Genomic DNA, 16,807 nt, shown 5'->3' on the forward strand with positions numbered 1-16,807 from the left:
AGAATGCGCTCTTTCATTTGCTGGCTAATAAAATGATCAAGGGCAGTATTGTTGCAATCGTCACGCCGATGCATGAGGACGGCAGTCTCGATCTGGCGTCGTTCCGCGCGCTGATCGATTTTCATATCGCCGAAGGCACCGACGCCATCGTGGTGGTCGGCACGACCGGCGAATCCCCCACCGTCGATGTGGAAGAGCATGAGTTGCTGATCTCCGAAGCGGTGAAGCACGCCAACAAGCGCATTCCCATCATCGCCGGAACGGGGGCGAATTCGACCAAGGAAGCCATCGAGCTGGCGACCTTCTCGAAGAAGGCGGGGGCGGATGCTTCGCTCTCCGTCGTGCCTTACTACAATAAACCGACGCAGGAAGGCCTGTATCTGCACTTCAAGGCCATCGCCGAGGCGGTGGACATGCCGCACATCCTGTACAACGTACCGGGACGCACCGGCGCGGACCTGAGCAACGACACCGTGCTGCGCCTGGCGCAGATTCCCAACATCATCGGCATCAAGGATGCGACCGGCGGCATCGAGCGCGGCAGCGACCTGCTGCTGCGCGCGCCCAAGGATTTCGCCGTCTACAGCGGCGACGACGCCAGCACGCTGGCGCTGATGCTGCTCGGCGCGCACGGCACCATCTCGGTGACGGCCAACGTCGCTCCGAAATTGATGCATGAGATGTGCGTAGCCGCCCTGAACGGCGAGGTTGCCAAGGCGCGCGAGATCAATTTCCGCCTGCTCGGCCTGCACCGCAACCTGTTCGTCGAGGCCAACCCGATCCCGGTGAAGTGGGCGGTGGCGCGCATGGGCAAGATGAAGAACAACCTGCGCCTGCCGCTGACGCCGCTTTCCACCGGCGCGCAGCCGGTGGTCGAAGCCGCGATGCGCCAAGCGGGTGTCATCAGTTAATCAAGCAGTATTGCGGAGAGAAACAATGAAGGTTTTGCATATCGGAATTTCCAGTGTCGTGCTTGCCTCGTTGGTGGGGTGCAGCTCGGTCGGCTTGGGCAGCAAGCGCATCGATTACCGTTCCGGCGCAGTGCAGGCGCCCTCGCTGGAGGTGCCGCCCGACCTGACCACGCCGGCCAGGGACGAGCGCTACAAGGTACCGGGGAGCGAAGGCGAGTCGGTCGCGACCTATTCCGATTACAGCAAGAGCGGTGCAGCCGAGCGGCCCGCGGGTAGTTCGGTGTTGCCCGAAGTGAAGGGCGTGCATCTGGAACGCAGCGGTGCGCAACGCTGGCTGGTGGTGAATGACAAGCCGGAGAACGTCTGGCCGGTGGTCAAGTCGTTCTTCCAGGAGAACGGGCTGAGCATCGCGAGCGAAGACCAGGCTGCCGGGGTGATGGAAACCGAGTGGGCGGAGAACCGTGCCAAGATTCCGATGGGCACGATCCGCGAAGCGGTCGGCAAGGTGTTCGATGGTCTCTATTCGTCAGGCGAGAAGGACCAGTACCGTGTGCGTCTGGAGCGCGGCAAGGATGGCGCGAGCACCGAGGTGTACATCACCCATCGCGGCATGGAAGAGGTCCTGTCCGCGGACCAGAACACCTCGAAGTGGCAGCCGCGTCCCAACGATCCGGAACTGGAAGCGGTCATGCTGCAGAAGCTGATGGTGCGTTTCGGTGCCAGCGATGCGCAGGCGGGGGCCGCAGTGTCCGGCACACCGGGGGCTGTCGCACCGGCGGGCGCGGCGACCGCAGCCATGGTGCACGGCGACGGCAAGGCCAACCTGCAGGAGATATTCGACGGCAGCAGCATCATCGTGATCAACGATGCGTTCGACAGAAGCTGGCGCAGGGTCGGCCTGGCGGTCGAGCGCGCAGGCCTGGCGGTGGAAGACAAGGACCGCGCCAAGGGCATCTACTATCTGCGCCCGATCAAGGCGGAGAAGGGCTGGATGGACAAGCTGATGTTCTGGGAGGATGGCGAAGAAGGCGCCCGGCGCTACCGCGTGAACGTCAAGGATGGTGGCGCGGCGTGCGAAGTGACGGTCACCGACCAGGACGGCGCGAGCGACGAGGCTACCAAGCAAATGATCCAGGCGATCTATAAGAACATCAACGAGTAGTTCCGCTTCATGAAGTTTGCCTCTTTGGGCAGCGGCAGCGAGGGTAACGCGCTGCTGGTGGCCGCGGGCCGGACGCAGGTGTTGATGGATTGCGGTTTCGGCCTGAACGACAGCATCTCGCGCCTCGCCCGTCTGGGCGTGGTGCCCGACCAGTTGAGCGGCATCGTGGTCACCCACGAACATGGCGACCACATCGGCGGCGTGGTGCGACTGGCGCGCAAGTTCAATCTGCCAGTCTGGCTCACCCACGGCACCTTGCGCAGCCAAGCGAGAGTCTTTGCCGATGCAGTTCGCGTCAACGAGATCGATCCCCACCGTCCGTTTGCCATCGGCGATCTCGAGATATTTCCCTATCCCGTCCCGCACGATGCCGCCGAGCCGGTGCAATTCGTTTTCAGCGATGGCGTGCGGCGCTTGGGCGTCCTGACCGATGCCGGATGCAATACCGCACATATCGAACAGACCCTGAACGGTTGTCATGCCTTGGTGCTGGAGTGCAATCACGACAGCGAGATGTTGCGGAACGGAGATTACCCTTACAGCCTCAAGCAGCGGGTGGGAGGACGTTTCGGGCATCTCAGCAATCGTGAGGCGGCGAACATCCTGAGTCGCCTCGATGTGGGTCGCTTGCAGCATCTGGTTGCGGCGCATCTGAGCAGCAGGAACAACATGCCGCAACTTGCGGTGCAGGCGTTATGCGATGTGCTTGGGTGCGAGGCAGACTGGGTCGGGGTGGCGACGCAGGAAGAAGGATTCGCCTGGCGCGAAATCGCCTGAGGGGCGAAGTGATGGAAATAAAAAAAGCCGACTTGCGTCGGCTTTTTTGTCGCCTGTAAGGCTAGTTGCTTACTTTGCAGCAGCAGGAGCAGCGGCTTCAGCAGCAGCCGGAGCGGATGCAGCTTCAGCAGCAGGAGCAGCAGCAACCGGAGCGGATGCGGCTTCAGCAGCAGGAGCAGCAGCAGGAGCTTCAGCAGCCTTTTGACCACAAGCGGTCAGAGCCAGAGCCAACAGGGCAGCGATCAGAGCAGAGCGTTTCATTTTCTATTTCCTTAGGAGGTACGTTAATAAGCCAAATTTTTTACCCGACTTCCAATGAGCTAGAAGTCGAAGGCGGCGCATTTTATCACTTGGCTACAGGAAATCTAGTAGGCGGGCAACCTTTTTTTGCTATAACCCCAATTTGGTGGCGGACACTGCCGAGTGCGACGCCTCCCATATTTCCAGAAAACGCGATTTCAGGGCGCGCGCATTTTCCGGGTCGTTCAGCGCCAGGATGCCGCGCGGATCGTCGAAGTGGAAACGGCGCACGTAGTGAGAGTCGTCCGCGACGGCGAAGGGTTCGCTGATCTGTTGCAGGTGCGGCGGGGTCTGGTGGATGAACATGCTGCCGCCGAACTGGCGCAACAGCATCGTCATGCGCGGGCAGAGCGTGGACAGGTAGCGCGTGTCGTGGGCCAGCACGTACAGCCGGTTATTCGGGCTGGCGAGCAGGAATCGGCGCAATGTCTCATAGCGTGCCTCGCTGTTGAATCCGAGGCCGTCGTAATTTTTCTCGAACAGGTACAGGTTGTGCTCGGCCAGCTTGCACAGTCCGTCCAGCGCGCCCGTATAGTCCGCGATCCCGTCCAGCTTGTTGTGTTGCAGGGTGCCCTCGCTCATGGTGCGCTCCTTGCCGTTCAGCGTGGTGTCAGGTAACCGTCCAGGTACCACTGGTAGAGCAACTCGCTCAACTCGGGCGAGCAGTCCGCCTGGGCGGGCAGTTCGCGCCAATCGGCCAGGTCGCGCAACAGCGGGTAATCGCCTTCCTGCGGCTGGAAAGCTTCGCCGTTCATGAATATCCATTCGCCATGGCTCAGCATCTGGCTCTTCAGGTCGAGCGCCACCCCGCGCTTGTGCAGTGCCTGACGGAATTTCGCCAGGGTCAGCGGGCATCCCGGTATGTCGAAGAAGATATGCGGCTTGGGTTCGGAGAGATAGCAGCCGAGGAAATTCGCGATGTCCTCCTTGTCCCAGCGCACCTGTTTGATGGCCTGTTCCACCTGGCGCAGCATCGCCGCGCTGATCTCCGAGGGATGCTTTTGAGCCTTGAGATCGGGATCGGCATACATGCCGTCCACCTCGATGCGGTCCTGCAGGTACACCAGGAACTGCTCGGCCAGTTCCTGGTAGGCCGGAGTACGGAAGCCGATGGAATAGGTCATGCAGTCGTCTTCGGCGATGCCGTTGTGCGCGCAATGCGGTGGCAGGTACAGCATGTCGCCCGCTTCCAGCACCCACTCCTGTTCGACACGGAAATCCTTCAGGATGCGCAGCGGCGCGCCCTCGATCAGCGTCTGGTCTTCCTGCGTGGAGATCTGCCAGCGGCGATGTCCCAGCCCTTGCAGCAGGAAAACGTCGTAGGAATCGAAGTGCGGTCCGACCCCGCCACCCTTGGGTGCGTAACTCACCATCAGGTCGTCCAGCCGCGCGTGGGGGATGAAGGAAAAGTGCCTGAGCAGTTCCGATGCTTCAGGCAGGAAGTGATTCACCCCTTGCACCAGCACCGTCCACTTTGCCTTGCCGAAACCGTCGAAATCTTCCGGCATGAACGGCGAATGCCGCAGGCCGAACTGGCCGCGGCTCTGCGTGACGATGCGCGCCTGCACGTCCTCCTCGCAGGCGAGCTCGATCAGCTGCTGCGGGTCGAGCAGCCCATTGAAATCGGGAAAAGCCTTGCGGATCAGCAGCGGTTTCTTCTGCCAGTAATCGCGCAGGAATTCGTTGACGGTCAGCCCGCCGAGCATGGGGAGTCTGGTTTTCATCCGAGAGATTATAGCCGTGTCAGGTCCGCTGCGGATATGCAACGAAATTTTATTAAACTGACGCAAAGAAAGTGTTTAGAATGCAACGCAGGAGGGACATCAATGCCATCTGTTCAGCTCACTGTCGGAATGGAAGCGCCTCACTTCGAATTGCCGGATGCCGATATGGAGACTTTTGCGCTCACTTCGCTGCAGGGCAAGAAGAACGTGGTGCTGTATTTTTATCCCAAGGACAGCACTCCCGGCTGCACCATGGAAGCCAACGAGTTCAGCGAGCTCGAAGAGGATCTCGCCAAGCTGGACACCGTCGTGGTCGGCATCAGCCGGGACGACTGCCTCAGCCATGCCGAGTTCCGCGACAAGCATGGCCTGTCGGTCCTGCTGCTGTCCGATCCCGAGGCGCGCGTCTGCAAACGCTACGGGGTGATGGTCGAGAAGGAAGTGGACGGGCACAAGAAGAACATCGTCCAGCGCTCCACCTTCGTCATCGACAAGCAGGGCAAGCTGCGTCATGTCATGTACGGCGTTCACGCCCACGGGCATCCGCAGGAAATATTTAATCTGATAAAGGAATTGAAATGAAGATCACCAAAGACTCCGTCGTCTCCCTGCGCTATGAACTGTTCGACTCCGAAGGCGAATTGCTGGAAAAGATCGAGGAGCCGGTCAGCTATCTGCATGGCGGTTATGACGGCATCTTCCCCGTGGTCGAGGAAGCGCTGCACGGCAAGAGCGTCGGTGACCATTGCAAGGTGACCATGCAGCCCGACGATGCCTTCGGCGAATACGACCACAGTCTGGTCGAAGTCGAGCCGCGCAGCTCCTTCCCGAAAGAGATCGAGATCGGCATGCAATTCGAAGGCGGCCCGGAAAGTGCCGACGATGAAGACTACCTGCTCTACACCGTGGTGGAAGTCACCGACGACGAAGTCACCGTCGATGGCAACCATCCGCTGGCAGGCAAGACGCTCACCTTCGACTGCACCGTCACCGGCGTGCGTCCGGCAACTGCTGAAGAGCTGGAGCACGGCCACGTACATGGCGAAGACGGTCACCACCACTAGGCCTTGAATCGCCCGCAAGACAAAGCCCGCGCAAGCGGGCTTTTTTATCGGCGTGAATCAGCGGGCCAGCCTCTGCATCAGCCAGTCCGCAACTTGCGCTGCACCACCCGGCTTCACAGGCTCTGTCTGCGGCATGCGCCATAGGCTTTCCAGCCCCCCGGCGAGGTCGCCGTTCTCCAGCGCATCGCGCGAGACTTCGCGGCAGGTGCCCTGCAGTTGCAGCCACTCCACCAGCGCGGGCGACTCCGGCCAGTCGGCACGGTTGACGTACAGCACAGGCACGCCGCTGCTCGCGGCCTCGACGAAACTGCCGTAACCCGGCTTGCACAGCAGCGCATCGCAGCTGGCGAGCAGGTCGCCGAAGCTCAGCGGCAGCGATTCGAGCGCGATGGCATCGGGATGGTCCACCTGCCAGCTGGACTGCACCAGCCAGCGCACACCGTCGATGCGCGGCCAGCGCTCGATGGGCAAGCGGCTGGTGATGCCGCCCAGGCTGACCAGCACCAGCTTCTCTTCTTTCGACAATCTCAAGTGGCGTTCAAGCTCGTCGCGCCGGTTGTCGCCCACCGCGGCAATGGGCGCGACCGGAACGAGATTGGGCAAGTCGTTCATCGCCATGCCCGGCGTGGCACGCAGGAAGGCGTCCGCGTTCGCGTAACAGGCAAGGATTTGTGCTGCGATTCTTTCGTCATCCGTTCGCCCTGAGCTTGTCGAAGGGTTTGAACGAACGGAACCCGACTTATCGCTGCAATAGTGGCGGTAGATATCAGACCAGTTCAACGAACACAGTGCGGCATTGGGGATGCCAGCCCGCTGCGCAGCCGCCAGCGGCAGGTAACCCACGTTCGAGAACACCACGTCCGCCCCCAGTTCGCGCAGCAGGCGCGCCTCTTCGGCAACGCGCTCGTCCCAGTTCGCATGGAAAGCGCGATAGGTAGCCCGGCTTTCCTCGATGCGCACATCCAGCGCCGAAGACATGGCCATGCCGAAGTCGCCCTGGCTGTGCAGGTGCTCGAACGGTGCCAGGATGCGCGAGCGCAGGTGTGCAAGCGGCACAGCGGTGCGTACAGTGAGGCGCAGCTCCGGCATGCGCTCGTGCAGCAAGTTCAGGATGGGCGCGGTCTGCGCGACATGGCCGAAACCGTGGCCGGAGATGGAGACGACGAGGTGGGGCATGGGGCGGAAGCGCATTCGAATGGTGAAACACGGCTTTCATTATAAATCGGCCTCTCTGGGCTGCTTGATTTCCCTGTAATGCGCTATGCTTATGCCCTGAACGTCGCAACCCGAATTCACGAGAACGAACGCCATGGAAAAAACAGTAAAACTTCGCGCTTATCCCGACGACGCCAAGAACAATGCCCCGCAGGGCAACCAGACGGAAGATCAGGGCAAATCTTTCGAGCTGGCAAGGAAGAATGCTCTGCTTGAAGAAAAATCGCTCGATCAACTAAGGATAATCGAGCAGCTCCGGGAAAGCCTCAAGCAAGAGCAGACCAAAGTAGCCGATCTGGCGAAGAAGACGGCTGGAGTGGACACCACTGTGCTCGCCGTGAAAGACGCCCAGCTCGAAGAAGAGAAGAGCCGGGGGCTGGAAAATCTGAAGACCATTGTGCAACTGCGCGAAAGCCTCAAGTTGGAGCAGGCCAAGACGGCCGAGATGGTGAAGATCATTTCCGAGCTCGAAGCCAAGGTAAAGGAAGCGGCCTCGCTGGAAGCGAGCGAGCTGGCCAAAAGGACTGCCGAACTCGAGGAAGAAAAACGGGTGTCGACCGAGCAGATGAAGACGATCGACCTGCTCAGTGAACGTCTCACTCAGGAGCAGGCCAAGACGGCAGGGATGGCCGACAAACTGGCCGAGCTGGATGCCAGGACCAAAGAAGCGGCCGCGCTGGAAACCAAAGTCAAAGAATTGACCGAAGCACTGAGCAAGATCGCCGCCATCGCAGCTGCGGGGAACGCGGCCTAGTACCCAAGGCTCGCTTATGGCCGAGGAAGCCTGCCCACAGGGATAAGGTACAAAGGTGTCTCTCCGGCCGGCAGATGCAGCAGACGGGAGACTTCGGCGTCTTTGAACGCACCTACCGGCGTTGCGCCCAGCCCCAGGGAGGTGGCCTGCAGCAGCAGGTTCTGGGCGGCATGGCCGGCTTCCATGTGCACATAGCGTTCACCCCGCTTACCATAGCCGACAGTGGTGCGGCTGCTCATCGCGGCGATGACCACCACCACGGGCGCACTGCTCACCCATTCCTGATTGATGGCAGCATAAGCCAAGCGCACACGGATGTCGCTGGCGGACACGGTTTCAAGACGGTGTCGATCGGGAAGGTAGCGATAGACCCCGTCCGACAGATTCTCGACGTTGCCCACTGCCAGATAGACCTCCAGCGGGTAAGTGGCGCCCGCAGAAGGCGCCGTGCGATGCCCCGGTACGGTGATGCCCTGAACTGCCCACATCAGTCGCGAGAGCTCGGGCAGTGTCAGCGAGCCCGGGCCGAATTCGCGCACCGAGCGGCGGTGGGCCAGCGCCTCTTCCTGGCTCATGGCTCCCGCCCCGGGCGGTGCGGGTAAGTTCACGCCCGGCGCCTCCGCCCCTGTCCCACCCTCCGTCGTTGCAGCCAAGCTCGTCATAAGTGCCGCCAGAATGAGTCGTTGAATTTTCGCCATTGCAAGAAACTATTGCCCCGTTCTTCCACTTCCGGTGGAAGCAGAAGCCGGGCTCAGTAGTTCATGGGCGAAATGGGGGATTCAGAAGAAGGTGGCGAAGGCGGAGTAGGGCGCGGACAACTGCTGAGGCAGCGGTTGTAGGCTTCCTGGCTATCCTTCATGCACTGGCCCCGTTCCTGGCCCCCGGTCGAAGAGTCATAAGGCGAAGGGCAATCGATATCGCGAGCCTCCTTGTCGGTTTCGCAACTTTCCTTGCAATCCTCGTAGGTATCGGCCCAGCTGATATCGGTCAGAAAAAGCTGAGCCATGATGGCTGTGAGAATGAGTATCAATCGCATGACTATCTCCCAGAATGTTCTCTGCACGACGACCGTGGTTTGGCTCAGCAACCACTACTTCATTCTCGCGGCGAAGTTTTCCCGCGGCAATGGGGCAAACTATGCAAATTGTCGACTGGCCCGGGGCGAGGGGATCGCGTTGTTAACCGGCGACTTTTTCGGCTTGCCGACTGGCGAAAACAAATGCGAAGCGGCCCCCGTTCAGGTCACATCAAGCAGTAATTCTGCGGCTTCATTGGTGTCAGCCCGTGCTCCTCGCCCAGCGTGTCGCGCAGATTGATCTCGACCCCGCGGCAGATCGCATCCAGCGCCAGGTCGTTGGGCAAGTTGCCGAAGGGCTCCTCGATCTCGTCGCCCAGCGCATCCAGGCCGAAGAATGTGTAGGCGACGAGGCCCACCACGAAAGGCGTCATGAAGCCTATCGTGTCGACCAGGCCGAACGGCAGCAAGAAACAGTACAGGTAAGCCGTCCGGTGCAGCAGCAGCGTGTAAGAGAAGGGAATGGGCGTGCTCTTGATCCGTTCGCAAGCCGCGGACGCCGCCGTGATGGCCGACATGGTCGCGTCGATGTTGGACGCCAGGCAGCCATCGAGCCGTTTCTCATCGAGGCACAGGCGTAAGTCATCGCCCATCCGGTGCATTAGATAATCGGGGATGTTGGCGCTCTTGCAGCTCTTTTCCCATTCCTGCTGCGAGAGCAGCGGCTTCAGTTCGGCGCGGCCATCGGTATCGCGCAACAGGTGGCGCAATGCATGCGAGAAGGCGATGGTGCGGTAGATCATCCGCACGCGCACATCGTTCAAGCCCGGGCCGGCCTTGAGCGGCTCGGCGTGCTCGATGAGCGTCAGGCACTGGCGCGCGAAGTTGCGCGTCTGCAACACGATCTCTCCCCACAGCTTGCGTCCTTCGCAGTAGCGGTCATAGGCCGCGTTGTTGCGGAAGCCGAGGAAGATGGCCAGCGGCAGGCCGATCAGCGTGAACGGGATCGCGGTCAGCGTGATCTTGTGGCTGAACAGGTCGCCGTGGGTCATCGTCACCACCGTGGCCAGGACGATGTTGACCAGCAGCACCTTCCAGATGTCCTTTAAGACGGAACCGCGAAAAACCAGAAACAACCTTAAGCCGGACGGCCTGCCGCGAACGATCATGGGTCAACCCTTTTTGAGCGAGAGGTGATTGGCCCTGTAAACCGGAAAAAGTTTCCAGCTCTTGATGAAAATCGGGCTGCATCATCTCTGATGCAGCCTTTAGCAGCCTGCTAGAAACGCAGCCCCAGCGCCTTGCAAAGGAACCCCATGTAAGGCGCGGCCTGGCGGAACCGTTCGACCACCAGCGGGCGCAGCTTCTTCGAAGTCACCGCGGCTTCGCTCAATGCGGCCATGCCGATGAAATCCTTGCGCTTCAGATCCTCCACCAGCGGATGATCCCTGGCGAAGCCGCGCGGCGCGTTGGCGAGCGAGTCGCCTTCCGGCGTGAAATGTTCGCGGAAACCCTTGTCGTCGCGCGCCGCCACCCATGCATCGGGATGTTCGACGATGGCCCGGCGTATCCTGAACAGCTCATCCGCCTCGGGACGCCACAGGCCGATCGCGAGAAAGCACTCGTCCGGTGCTATGTGCAGGTAATAGCCCGGCGCATGCACATCCTTGCCCACCTCGTGACGGAACTGAATGCCGATGTTGGTCTTGTACGGCGTCTTGTCGCGGCTGAAACGCGTATCGCGCTGCACGCGCATCAGCGAACCGCCCACCTTCTTCGGCTGCGCCAGAAAGTGGCGCGAAATCGCAGGCATCTCGTCCGACATGTCGCCGATGAAATCCAGCGCGGGCGTGCGCACGAAATCCTCATACTCCTGCTTGTGTTCCTCGAACCACTCGCGGGTATTGTTCTCGGCGAGAGCGGAGAGGAAGGCGAAGGTCTGCTTGGTGAAGTAGCGGTCGGACATTTCAGCGGCTCCTTGTTGGAGTGGTTTAATCTATTGCGATGCTGCCCCCGTTAGTTCTTCCTCCGAGTAGCTGCTACCCCTCATGCCCATATTCCTCAATCTGTCTAAATGAGCTTTAGCTGCAGTATTAGCTTCTTGCTTATTGGCGCCTTGCTTTCTGAATCGTTTAACTAAAAAATTATGAAGGATTGAATCCCAATCATCTAGTTTCGCCTCGTAGGGAACCTCAACAAGTATTTTGGGTTTATCTAACCCAGTTACAACTCGATTGCCACTATCATTTGGTTGGAAGTAGAAAGCTCTAGCGTTGATAATTAAATCAGCAATTCCACCAAACTTGGCGATGTCAAATTCAATGACAGCTTGAGTTTCTACGGGTTTTTTAAAATCAATAATTAAGTAGACACTTTTTTTGCTGAGAAGCTTTCTGCCCCATGTGACAGTTACATCACCTGGGGGCATATCTTCGTGTGCCATTACTACATCGTATAAATCTCGTCTTGAGTCACAGTCAATGATAAGTACAGGTATAAGCCGACCGTCCCCGATGTCGGGCATGGCAAGTGCGCCATCACCGATGATCTGGATGGGCTTGGTCATTTTCATGCGTTTATATCTCATTTAGCTCAACCTGTTTTACAACATATGCATCAATAGAGACTTCCTTTTCCATCGAATCAATACCCACTATTTCATAACGATCAACACGCTTGGTGTTTACTATGTGCTTGGGAATTTTGAAGGTTAGCCATCCTGAAATTGAAGTGCGTGGTGCCAAGTTAATTTGACCATTAAGTTGCGGCAATCCCTTTGGAAGTTGCGTAATGGCTTGGATAGGATCTACTTTGATTTTGACGGGTTTTCCAGATGGATCGTAAATGTGTAATACAAGCTCAACGTTGGATATTGTTATGGGAGAAGTTGAAGAATTAGAAAATAGACATGCGGCGGAGTAATGTCTGTCTCCTGCCTGAGAAAGCCATGTCATCGAATCAATTAAATATGGTCGAATATCACCATGCTTCTCGTTGAAATCTAGCTGCGCGATTTGCAAAGCTTTTTTGGCTATTACTGAAGCACGCCACGCGTACATGGCGGAGGCAACAGCAGCCATCGCGGATACGGCCGCGATAATTGTTTCGGCTGAGAAATTGTTGATTTCGCTTGCCATCCTTAGTTATTCCTAAGTAAAGATTTATTAGACTTCGTATTTCACAAGATAAGTGGTACGGAAGCCGTATGTTTTTTACTTAACTAATCAGCTTCTTCAACTGATACAGCCTCTCCAGTGCATCCCTGGGACTCAGATCATCCGGCTGCAGATCGCGCAGTGCCGCGACCAGCGGATGCTCTTCCGGCTCCTGGATGTCCGGCACGGCGGCGAACAGGTCGCCTTGCGGGTTCTGCGCCGCGCTGTTCTGTTCCAGCCTCACCAGTTGTTTCTTCGCGCTTCGGATGACGCTCTGCGGCACCCCTGCCAGCGCCGCGACTTGCAGGCCGTAGCTCTGGCTGGCCGCTCCTTCGTTCACGCTGTGCAGGAACACGATGCTGTGTTGATGTTCGACGGCGGCGAGGTGCACGTTGGCGAGCTGGGAGAATTCCTCCGTGAGCCGCGTGAGCTCAAAGTAGTGGGTGGCGAACAGGGTATAGCTGCGGTTGTTCTCCAGCAGGTGGCGCGCGATGGCGTAGGCGAGGGCGAGGCCGTCGAAGGTGGAGGTGCCGCGGCCGATCTCGTCCACCAGTACCAGGCTCTTGCCGGTGGCGTTGTGCAGGATGTTCGCGGCCTCGGTCATCTCGACCATGAAGGTGGAGCGGCCGGAGGCGAGGTCGTCCGATGCACCGATGCGCGTGAAAATCTGGTCGATCTCGCCCAGCACGGCTTCCTGTGCCGGCACGAAGCTGCCGACGTGCGCGAGCAGGGCGATGATGGCGACCTGGCGCATGTAGGTGGATTTACCGCCCATGTTCGGGCCGGTGATGAGCAGCATGCGGCGCGCGTCTGCCAGCTGCGTGTCGTTCGGGGTGAACTGCTCGACCTGCGCTTCGACCACCGGATGGCGGCCCTGCTTGATGCTGAGCTGCGCGTCGTCGCTGAACTGCGGCGCGCTGAAGTTCAAGGTCGCTGCGCGTTCGGCGAAGGTGGCGAGCACGTCGAGTTCGGCGATGGCGGCGGCGATGCGCTGCAGTTGCGGGATGAAGGGCGCGAGGCTATCCAGCAGCTGGTCGTAGAGGAACTTCTCGCGCGCCAGCGCGCGGTCGTTCGCGGACAGCGCCTTGTCCTCGAAGGCCTTGAGCTCCGGCGTGATGTAGCGCTCGACGTTCTTCAGCGTCTGGCGGCGGCGGTAGTCGTCCGGCACGTTGGCCGACTGAGCCTGGCTCACCTCGATGTAGAAACCGTGCACGCGGTTGTATTCGACCTTGAGGTTGGCGATGCCGGTGCGCGCGCGTTCGCGCGCCTCCAGCGCAATCAGGAAATCGCCGCAGTTGGTCTGGATGCCGCGCAGTTCGTCCAGTTCGGCATCGTAGCCGTCGGCGATGACGCCGCCTTCGCGCAGGACGGAGGAAGGCTCGGCCTTCAATGTTTTTTGCAGCAGATCGGCCAGCGCGGCGTCGGCTTGCAGCGCATCGGTCAGACTCTGGATCAGCGGCGCATCGCACGAGGCAAGCGTGGCGTGCAGTTGCGGCAAGGTCAGCAGGGTGTCGCGCAGGCCGGACAGGTCGCGCGGACGTGCCGATTTCAATGCGATGCGTGCAGTGATGCGTTCGACGTCCACGCTGGGCTTGAGCTGGTCGTGGATCTTGCGATAGCCCTCTCCCCCAACCCCTCTCCCGCCAGCGGGCGAGGGGAGTAATGCGTCCACAGCATCCAGCCTTGCGCGCAACACGGCACGGTCGCGTAGCGGATGGTGCAGCCAGTGCGCCAGCTGGCGGCTGCCCATGTTGGTGGCGCAGGTGTCGAGCAGCGAGAGCAGGGTGGGGGCGGGCTCGCCGCGCAGGGTCTGGGTGATCTCGAGGTTGCGGCGCGTGCTGGCGTCCATGCGCACGTAGCGCTCCGCGCTGTAGACCTGCATGCCGCGGATGTGGGCGATGCTCTGGCCCTGCGTAAGTTTCGCGTAGCCGAGCAGCGCGCCTGCCGCTTCGAGGCCTGCGGTGTAGTCGTCGCAGCCGAAGCCGGCGAGGTCGAGGGTGGAGAACTGCTGGCACAGCGCGCGCCGCGCGGTGTCGAGTTCGAAATGCCAGTCCGGCAGGGATTTCAGCGCCGCATGGTTGTTGGTCTGCAGGCTCGCGCCTTCGGCATGCAGGATCTCGGAAGGCTGCAGGCGTTCGAGTTCGGCGGGCAGGTTGGCCGGTGCGGTCTCGCACACGTGGAACTGGCCCGAGGCGAGGTTGAGCCAGGCGAGGCCCAGCTTGCCCTGGCGTTCGTGCAGCGCGAGCAGCAGGCTGTCGCGCTTTTCTTCCAGCAACGCGGAGTCGGTGACGGTGCCGGGGGTGATGATGCGCACCACCTTGCGCTCGACCGGGCCTTTGCTGGCGGCCGGGTCGCCGATCTGTTCGCAGATGGCGACCGACTCGCCCATCTTCACCAGGCGCGCGAGGTATTGCTCGGCGGCATGGTAGGGCACGCCCGCCATCTTGATCGGGTTGCCGTTGGAGGCGCCGCGCTGCGTGAGCGTGATGTCCAGCAGCTTCGCCGCACGCTCGGCATCGGCCATGAAGAGTTCGTAGAAATCGCCCATGCGGTAGAACAGCAGCATGTCGGGATGCTCTGCCTTGATGCGCAGGTATTGCTGCATCATCGGGGTGTGGCTTACTGCCTTGTTTTCTTTAGTCACTTTGTCTAATCATCTAACTGTCAAACTGCGTGCCGGTGGCCATCAGGATGGGGCGCGCGCTGAAAGCTGGCGCCCTATTTTTTTCTGGGAGCGATGATGATGACTATTGCGGCCGCAATCAGAAAAATCCACCAATGCTCGACAGCATCATTCCACATGTCCACAACAACGGTATCCCACCAGCTCGAGGCTGGGGGAAGGGGAGAATCTGGTGTATTCATGACGCATTTTCCTTCCAGTAAAACTGGCGTTTTCAGAATGGGTGCGCGTTGACGGAAGCTTTGTTGCTACATGTTTAGCACCGAATTACGGTGGGCATTATTACAGAATGAACGTCCCCCACGCCAGCAGAAGAACCGGCGTGTGATCAGGAAATCTTGACCACGATGTCGTGCAGGCGGTTGGCGCAGAGCGCCATGTGCTGGGCGGCATTGGTCAGGTGACGGTAGATCTCGCGGCGCTTGAACATGTTGATGTAGTCGGTGCCCTCGAACAGGATGGGCAGGGCGGCGCGGTACAACTTCTCCGCATGGCGCTCGGCCTTGCGCGCCGCGTCGGCGTCCAGCGCGGCGGTAGCGGGCGTCGTGGCGAGTTTGGCGAAGCCGTTGGCCAGCGCATCGACGCCTTCCTTGATGCAGTGCGAGATGTTGCGCATGAAGTCGTCCGGCGTGACGGCGAGCACGTCCATCTCATGCACCGTGGTCTTGCAATACATCACGATGTCGTCCAGCGCCATGATGGCGCGGTAGATGTCCTCGCGGTCGATCGGGGTGGAGAACGCCTCGTTCAGCTCATGCAGGTTGCGCACCTTGATCTCGTCGGCCTCCTGCACGTTCTGCTTGAGCGCATCCGCGACTACCGGATCGCCGTACTCCATGTACTCGACCAGCAGGTTGACGGTGTGCGCGACCTTGATGTTCTGCTCGGTCAGCATGTGGAAGAAGTCCGGCACCTTGGGGAATACCCGGTCCAGAATCATCGCGAGTATGGTCTTGGAGGCTTCAATCATGGGAGGTTCTCCGTCATGGATGAATTGCTCAGGTGAAGGCGCGGACGACAAGATAGCAGGTAATCGCCATCAATGCCGCGCCGGGAATGGTGATCAGCCAGGTGGTGACGATCTCGCGCGCCTTTCCCCAGCGCACGGCCTTGGGGCGTTCCGAGGCGCCGATGCCCATGATGGAGGAGGCGACCACGTGCGTGGTGGAGACCGGCGCGCCGAACATCGACGAGCCGAAGATCACGGCGCCGGCGGTCACCTGCGAATCCAGCGCATGCAGCGGGCGGATCTTGTAGATGGAGAAACCCAGCGTGCGCACGATCTGCCAGCCGCCGGTGAGGATGCCCAGCGTGATGGTGAGCGAGCAGGCCATCATCACCCAGAACGGCACTTCGAAGGTCGGGATGAAGCCGCCGAGCAGCAGCACCAGCGTCAGGATACCCATGCTCTTCTGCGCGTCGTTGGCGCCGTGCGAGAAGGCCAGTCCCGCCGAGGTGACGTATTGCAGGCGTCGCAGGTCGCGGTTGATCGAGGGGTGCGCGCCGCGCAGCAGCATCAGCATGATCTTGTGCAGGATGAAGCCGACCCAGAAGCCGACGAGGGGGGAGAGGATCAGGGCGACGATCACCTTGGCCACGCCGCTCAAGTGGCCCTGAAACAGTTCGTCGAATCCCCACGAGACATGGTCGGAGCCCGCCGCGATCACGACCACACCGGCCAGTCCGCCGACCAGCGCATGGGATGAGGAAGAGGGGATGCCGCGCCACCAGGTCAGCAGGTTCCACCCGATCGCGCCGGCCAGTCCGCACAGCACGATGGTCAGGGAGAGCACGCGGTCGAGGTCGTCCAGCGTGACGAACGTGCCGATGGTGTTGGCCACCGCCGTGCCCCCGAGCAGGGGCCCGAGGAATTCGAAGAAGGCGACCAGCATCACTGCCTGCACCGGCGTCATCGCCCGCGAGGCGATGACCGTGGCGATGATGTTCGCGGCGTCATGGAAACCGTTGGTGTACTCGAACACCAGCACCACGATGATGGTCGCGATGGCCAGGACGAGGATGGTGTCCATGTTGGCCGGCGCCGTCC

The 16,807-nt window shown here is 60.3% G+C and carries 20 protein-coding genes; 6 read left to right on the forward strand and 14 right to left on the reverse strand.

Annotation, left to right across the window (positions count from 1 at the left end):
- Window positions 1-32 precede the first annotated feature (32 nt).
- The 3 genes from dapA to FGKAn22_RS03350 are packed head-to-tail and all read left to right on the forward strand — an operon-like array spanning window position 33 to window position 2,850.
- Window positions 33-911: a 4-hydroxy-tetrahydrodipicolinate synthase gene (gene dapA / locus FGKAn22_RS03340; protein WP_212786568.1), complete on the forward strand. Its 879-nt coding sequence runs from the start codon at window positions 33-35 to the stop codon at window positions 909-911.
- A 25-nt stretch (window positions 912-936) separates the two neighbouring features.
- Window positions 937-2,073, forward strand: coding sequence for an outer membrane protein assembly factor BamC (gene bamC, locus FGKAn22_RS03345; RefSeq protein WP_212786569.1), 1,137 nt, complete (start codon window positions 937-939; stop codon window positions 2,071-2,073).
- A gap of 9 nt (window positions 2,074-2,082) precedes the next feature.
- Entirely contained in the window at window positions 2,083-2,850 is a 768-nt protein-coding gene (locus FGKAn22_RS03350) for an MBL fold metallo-hydrolase (RefSeq protein WP_212786570.1), read from the forward strand.
- Between the two features lie 69 nt (window positions 2,851-2,919).
- Here the strand turns inward: FGKAn22_RS03350 and FGKAn22_RS03355 are convergent, their stop codons facing one another.
- The 3 genes from FGKAn22_RS03355 to FGKAn22_RS03365 all read right to left on the reverse strand — a co-directional run bounded on the left by FGKAn22_RS03355 (window position 2,920) and on the right by FGKAn22_RS03365 (window position 4,874).
- Window positions 2,920-3,111 carry a hypothetical protein gene (locus FGKAn22_RS03355; RefSeq protein WP_212786571.1) on the reverse strand — a complete coding sequence of 64 codons (192 nt, stop codon included), beginning with the start codon at window positions 3,109-3,111 and terminating at the stop codon, window positions 2,920-2,922.
- 129 nt (window positions 3,112-3,240) lie between these two features.
- Entirely contained in the window at window positions 3,241-3,732 is a 492-nt protein-coding gene (locus tag FGKAn22_RS03360; RefSeq protein WP_212786572.1) for a DUF7931 domain-containing protein, read from the reverse strand.
- Window positions 3,733-3,749: 17 nt separating this feature from the next.
- Window positions 3,750-4,874 carry a cupin domain-containing protein gene (locus FGKAn22_RS03365; RefSeq protein WP_212786573.1) on the reverse strand — a complete coding sequence of 375 codons (1,125 nt, stop codon included), beginning with the start codon at window positions 4,872-4,874 and terminating at the stop codon, window positions 3,750-3,752.
- Window positions 4,875-4,976: 102 nt separating this feature from the next.
- On the opposite strand from FGKAn22_RS03365, the gene FGKAn22_RS03370 reads away from it, so the two are divergent.
- Both FGKAn22_RS03370 and FGKAn22_RS03375 read left to right on the forward strand, forming a co-directional pair.
- Window positions 4,977-5,456: a peroxiredoxin gene (locus FGKAn22_RS03370; protein ID WP_212786574.1), complete on the forward strand. Its 480-nt coding sequence runs from the start codon at window positions 4,977-4,979 to the stop codon at window positions 5,454-5,456.
- Complete coding sequence (locus FGKAn22_RS03375; protein ID WP_212786575.1) at window positions 5,453-5,938, forward strand: FKBP-type peptidyl-prolyl cis-trans isomerase; 486 nt, start codon at window positions 5,453-5,455, stop codon at window positions 5,936-5,938. The genes FGKAn22_RS03370 and FGKAn22_RS03375 overlap by 4 nt, the downstream gene beginning before the upstream one ends.
- 57 nt (window positions 5,939-5,995) lie before the next feature.
- Here FGKAn22_RS03375 and FGKAn22_RS03380 read toward each other — a convergent pair whose 3' ends face one another.
- Window positions 5,996-7,114, reverse strand: coding sequence for a glycosyltransferase family protein (locus FGKAn22_RS03380; RefSeq protein WP_212786576.1), 1,119 nt, complete (start codon window positions 7,112-7,114; stop codon window positions 5,996-5,998).
- A gap of 133 nt (window positions 7,115-7,247) precedes the next feature.
- Between FGKAn22_RS03380 and FGKAn22_RS03385 the strand changes: the two genes are divergently transcribed.
- Window positions 7,248-7,907 carry a hypothetical protein gene (locus tag FGKAn22_RS03385; protein WP_212786577.1) on the forward strand — a complete coding sequence of 220 codons (660 nt, stop codon included), beginning with the start codon at window positions 7,248-7,250 and terminating at the stop codon, window positions 7,905-7,907.
- A gap of 14 nt (window positions 7,908-7,921) precedes the next feature.
- Here the strand turns inward: FGKAn22_RS03385 and FGKAn22_RS03390 are convergent, their stop codons facing one another.
- The 10 genes from FGKAn22_RS03390 to FGKAn22_RS03435 form a co-directional block, all read right to left on the reverse strand.
- The gene (locus tag FGKAn22_RS03390; RefSeq protein ID WP_212786578.1) at window positions 7,922-8,515 is read right to left on the reverse strand and encodes a SagB/ThcOx family dehydrogenase; all 594 of its coding nucleotides are present in this window, start codon (window positions 8,513-8,515) and stop codon (window positions 7,922-7,924) included.
- Window positions 8,516-8,658: 143 nt separating this feature from the next.
- A complete protein-coding gene (locus FGKAn22_RS03395) occupies window positions 8,659-8,943 on the reverse strand; it encodes a hypothetical protein (protein ID WP_212786579.1) in 285 nt (94 codons plus the stop codon).
- A gap of 206 nt (window positions 8,944-9,149) precedes the next feature.
- A complete protein-coding gene (locus FGKAn22_RS03400; RefSeq protein ID WP_212786580.1) occupies window positions 9,150-10,091 on the reverse strand; it encodes a bestrophin family protein in 942 nt (313 codons plus the stop codon).
- Window positions 10,092-10,201: 110 nt separating this feature from the next.
- Complete coding sequence (locus tag FGKAn22_RS03405; RefSeq protein ID WP_212786581.1) at window positions 10,202-10,888, reverse strand: DUF2461 domain-containing protein; 687 nt, start codon at window positions 10,886-10,888, stop codon at window positions 10,202-10,204.
- Window positions 10,889-10,918: 30 nt separating this feature from the next.
- Window positions 10,919-11,494, reverse strand: coding sequence for a hypothetical protein (locus FGKAn22_RS03410; protein ID WP_212786582.1), 576 nt, complete (start codon window positions 11,492-11,494; stop codon window positions 10,919-10,921).
- Between the two features lie 4 nt (window positions 11,495-11,498).
- Complete coding sequence (locus FGKAn22_RS03415) at window positions 11,499-12,059, reverse strand: hypothetical protein (RefSeq protein WP_212786583.1); 561 nt, start codon at window positions 12,057-12,059, stop codon at window positions 11,499-11,501.
- A 79-nt stretch (window positions 12,060-12,138) separates the two neighbouring features.
- Window positions 12,139-14,685, reverse strand: coding sequence for a DNA mismatch repair protein MutS (mutS, locus tag FGKAn22_RS03420; protein WP_212787141.1), 2,547 nt, complete (start codon window positions 14,683-14,685; stop codon window positions 12,139-12,141).
- 110 nt (window positions 14,686-14,795) lie between these two features.
- Complete coding sequence (locus FGKAn22_RS03425) at window positions 14,796-14,942, reverse strand: hypothetical protein (protein ID WP_212786584.1); 147 nt, start codon at window positions 14,940-14,942, stop codon at window positions 14,796-14,798.
- A gap of 146 nt (window positions 14,943-15,088) precedes the next feature.
- The gene (locus FGKAn22_RS03430) at window positions 15,089-15,730 is read right to left on the reverse strand and encodes a DUF47 domain-containing protein (protein ID WP_212786585.1); all 642 of its coding nucleotides are present in this window, start codon (window positions 15,728-15,730) and stop codon (window positions 15,089-15,091) included.
- A 28-nt stretch (window positions 15,731-15,758) separates the two neighbouring features.
- Window positions 15,759-16,790: an inorganic phosphate transporter gene (locus tag FGKAn22_RS03435; RefSeq protein ID WP_212786586.1), complete on the reverse strand. Its 1,032-nt coding sequence runs from the start codon at window positions 16,788-16,790 to the stop codon at window positions 15,759-15,761.
- Window positions 16,791-16,807 lie beyond the last annotated feature (17 nt).

The sequence above is a fragment of the Ferrigenium kumadai genome (assembly GCF_018324385.1).
GTDB classification, from domain to species: Bacteria; Pseudomonadota; Gammaproteobacteria; order Burkholderiales; family Gallionellaceae; genus Gallionella; species Gallionella kumadai.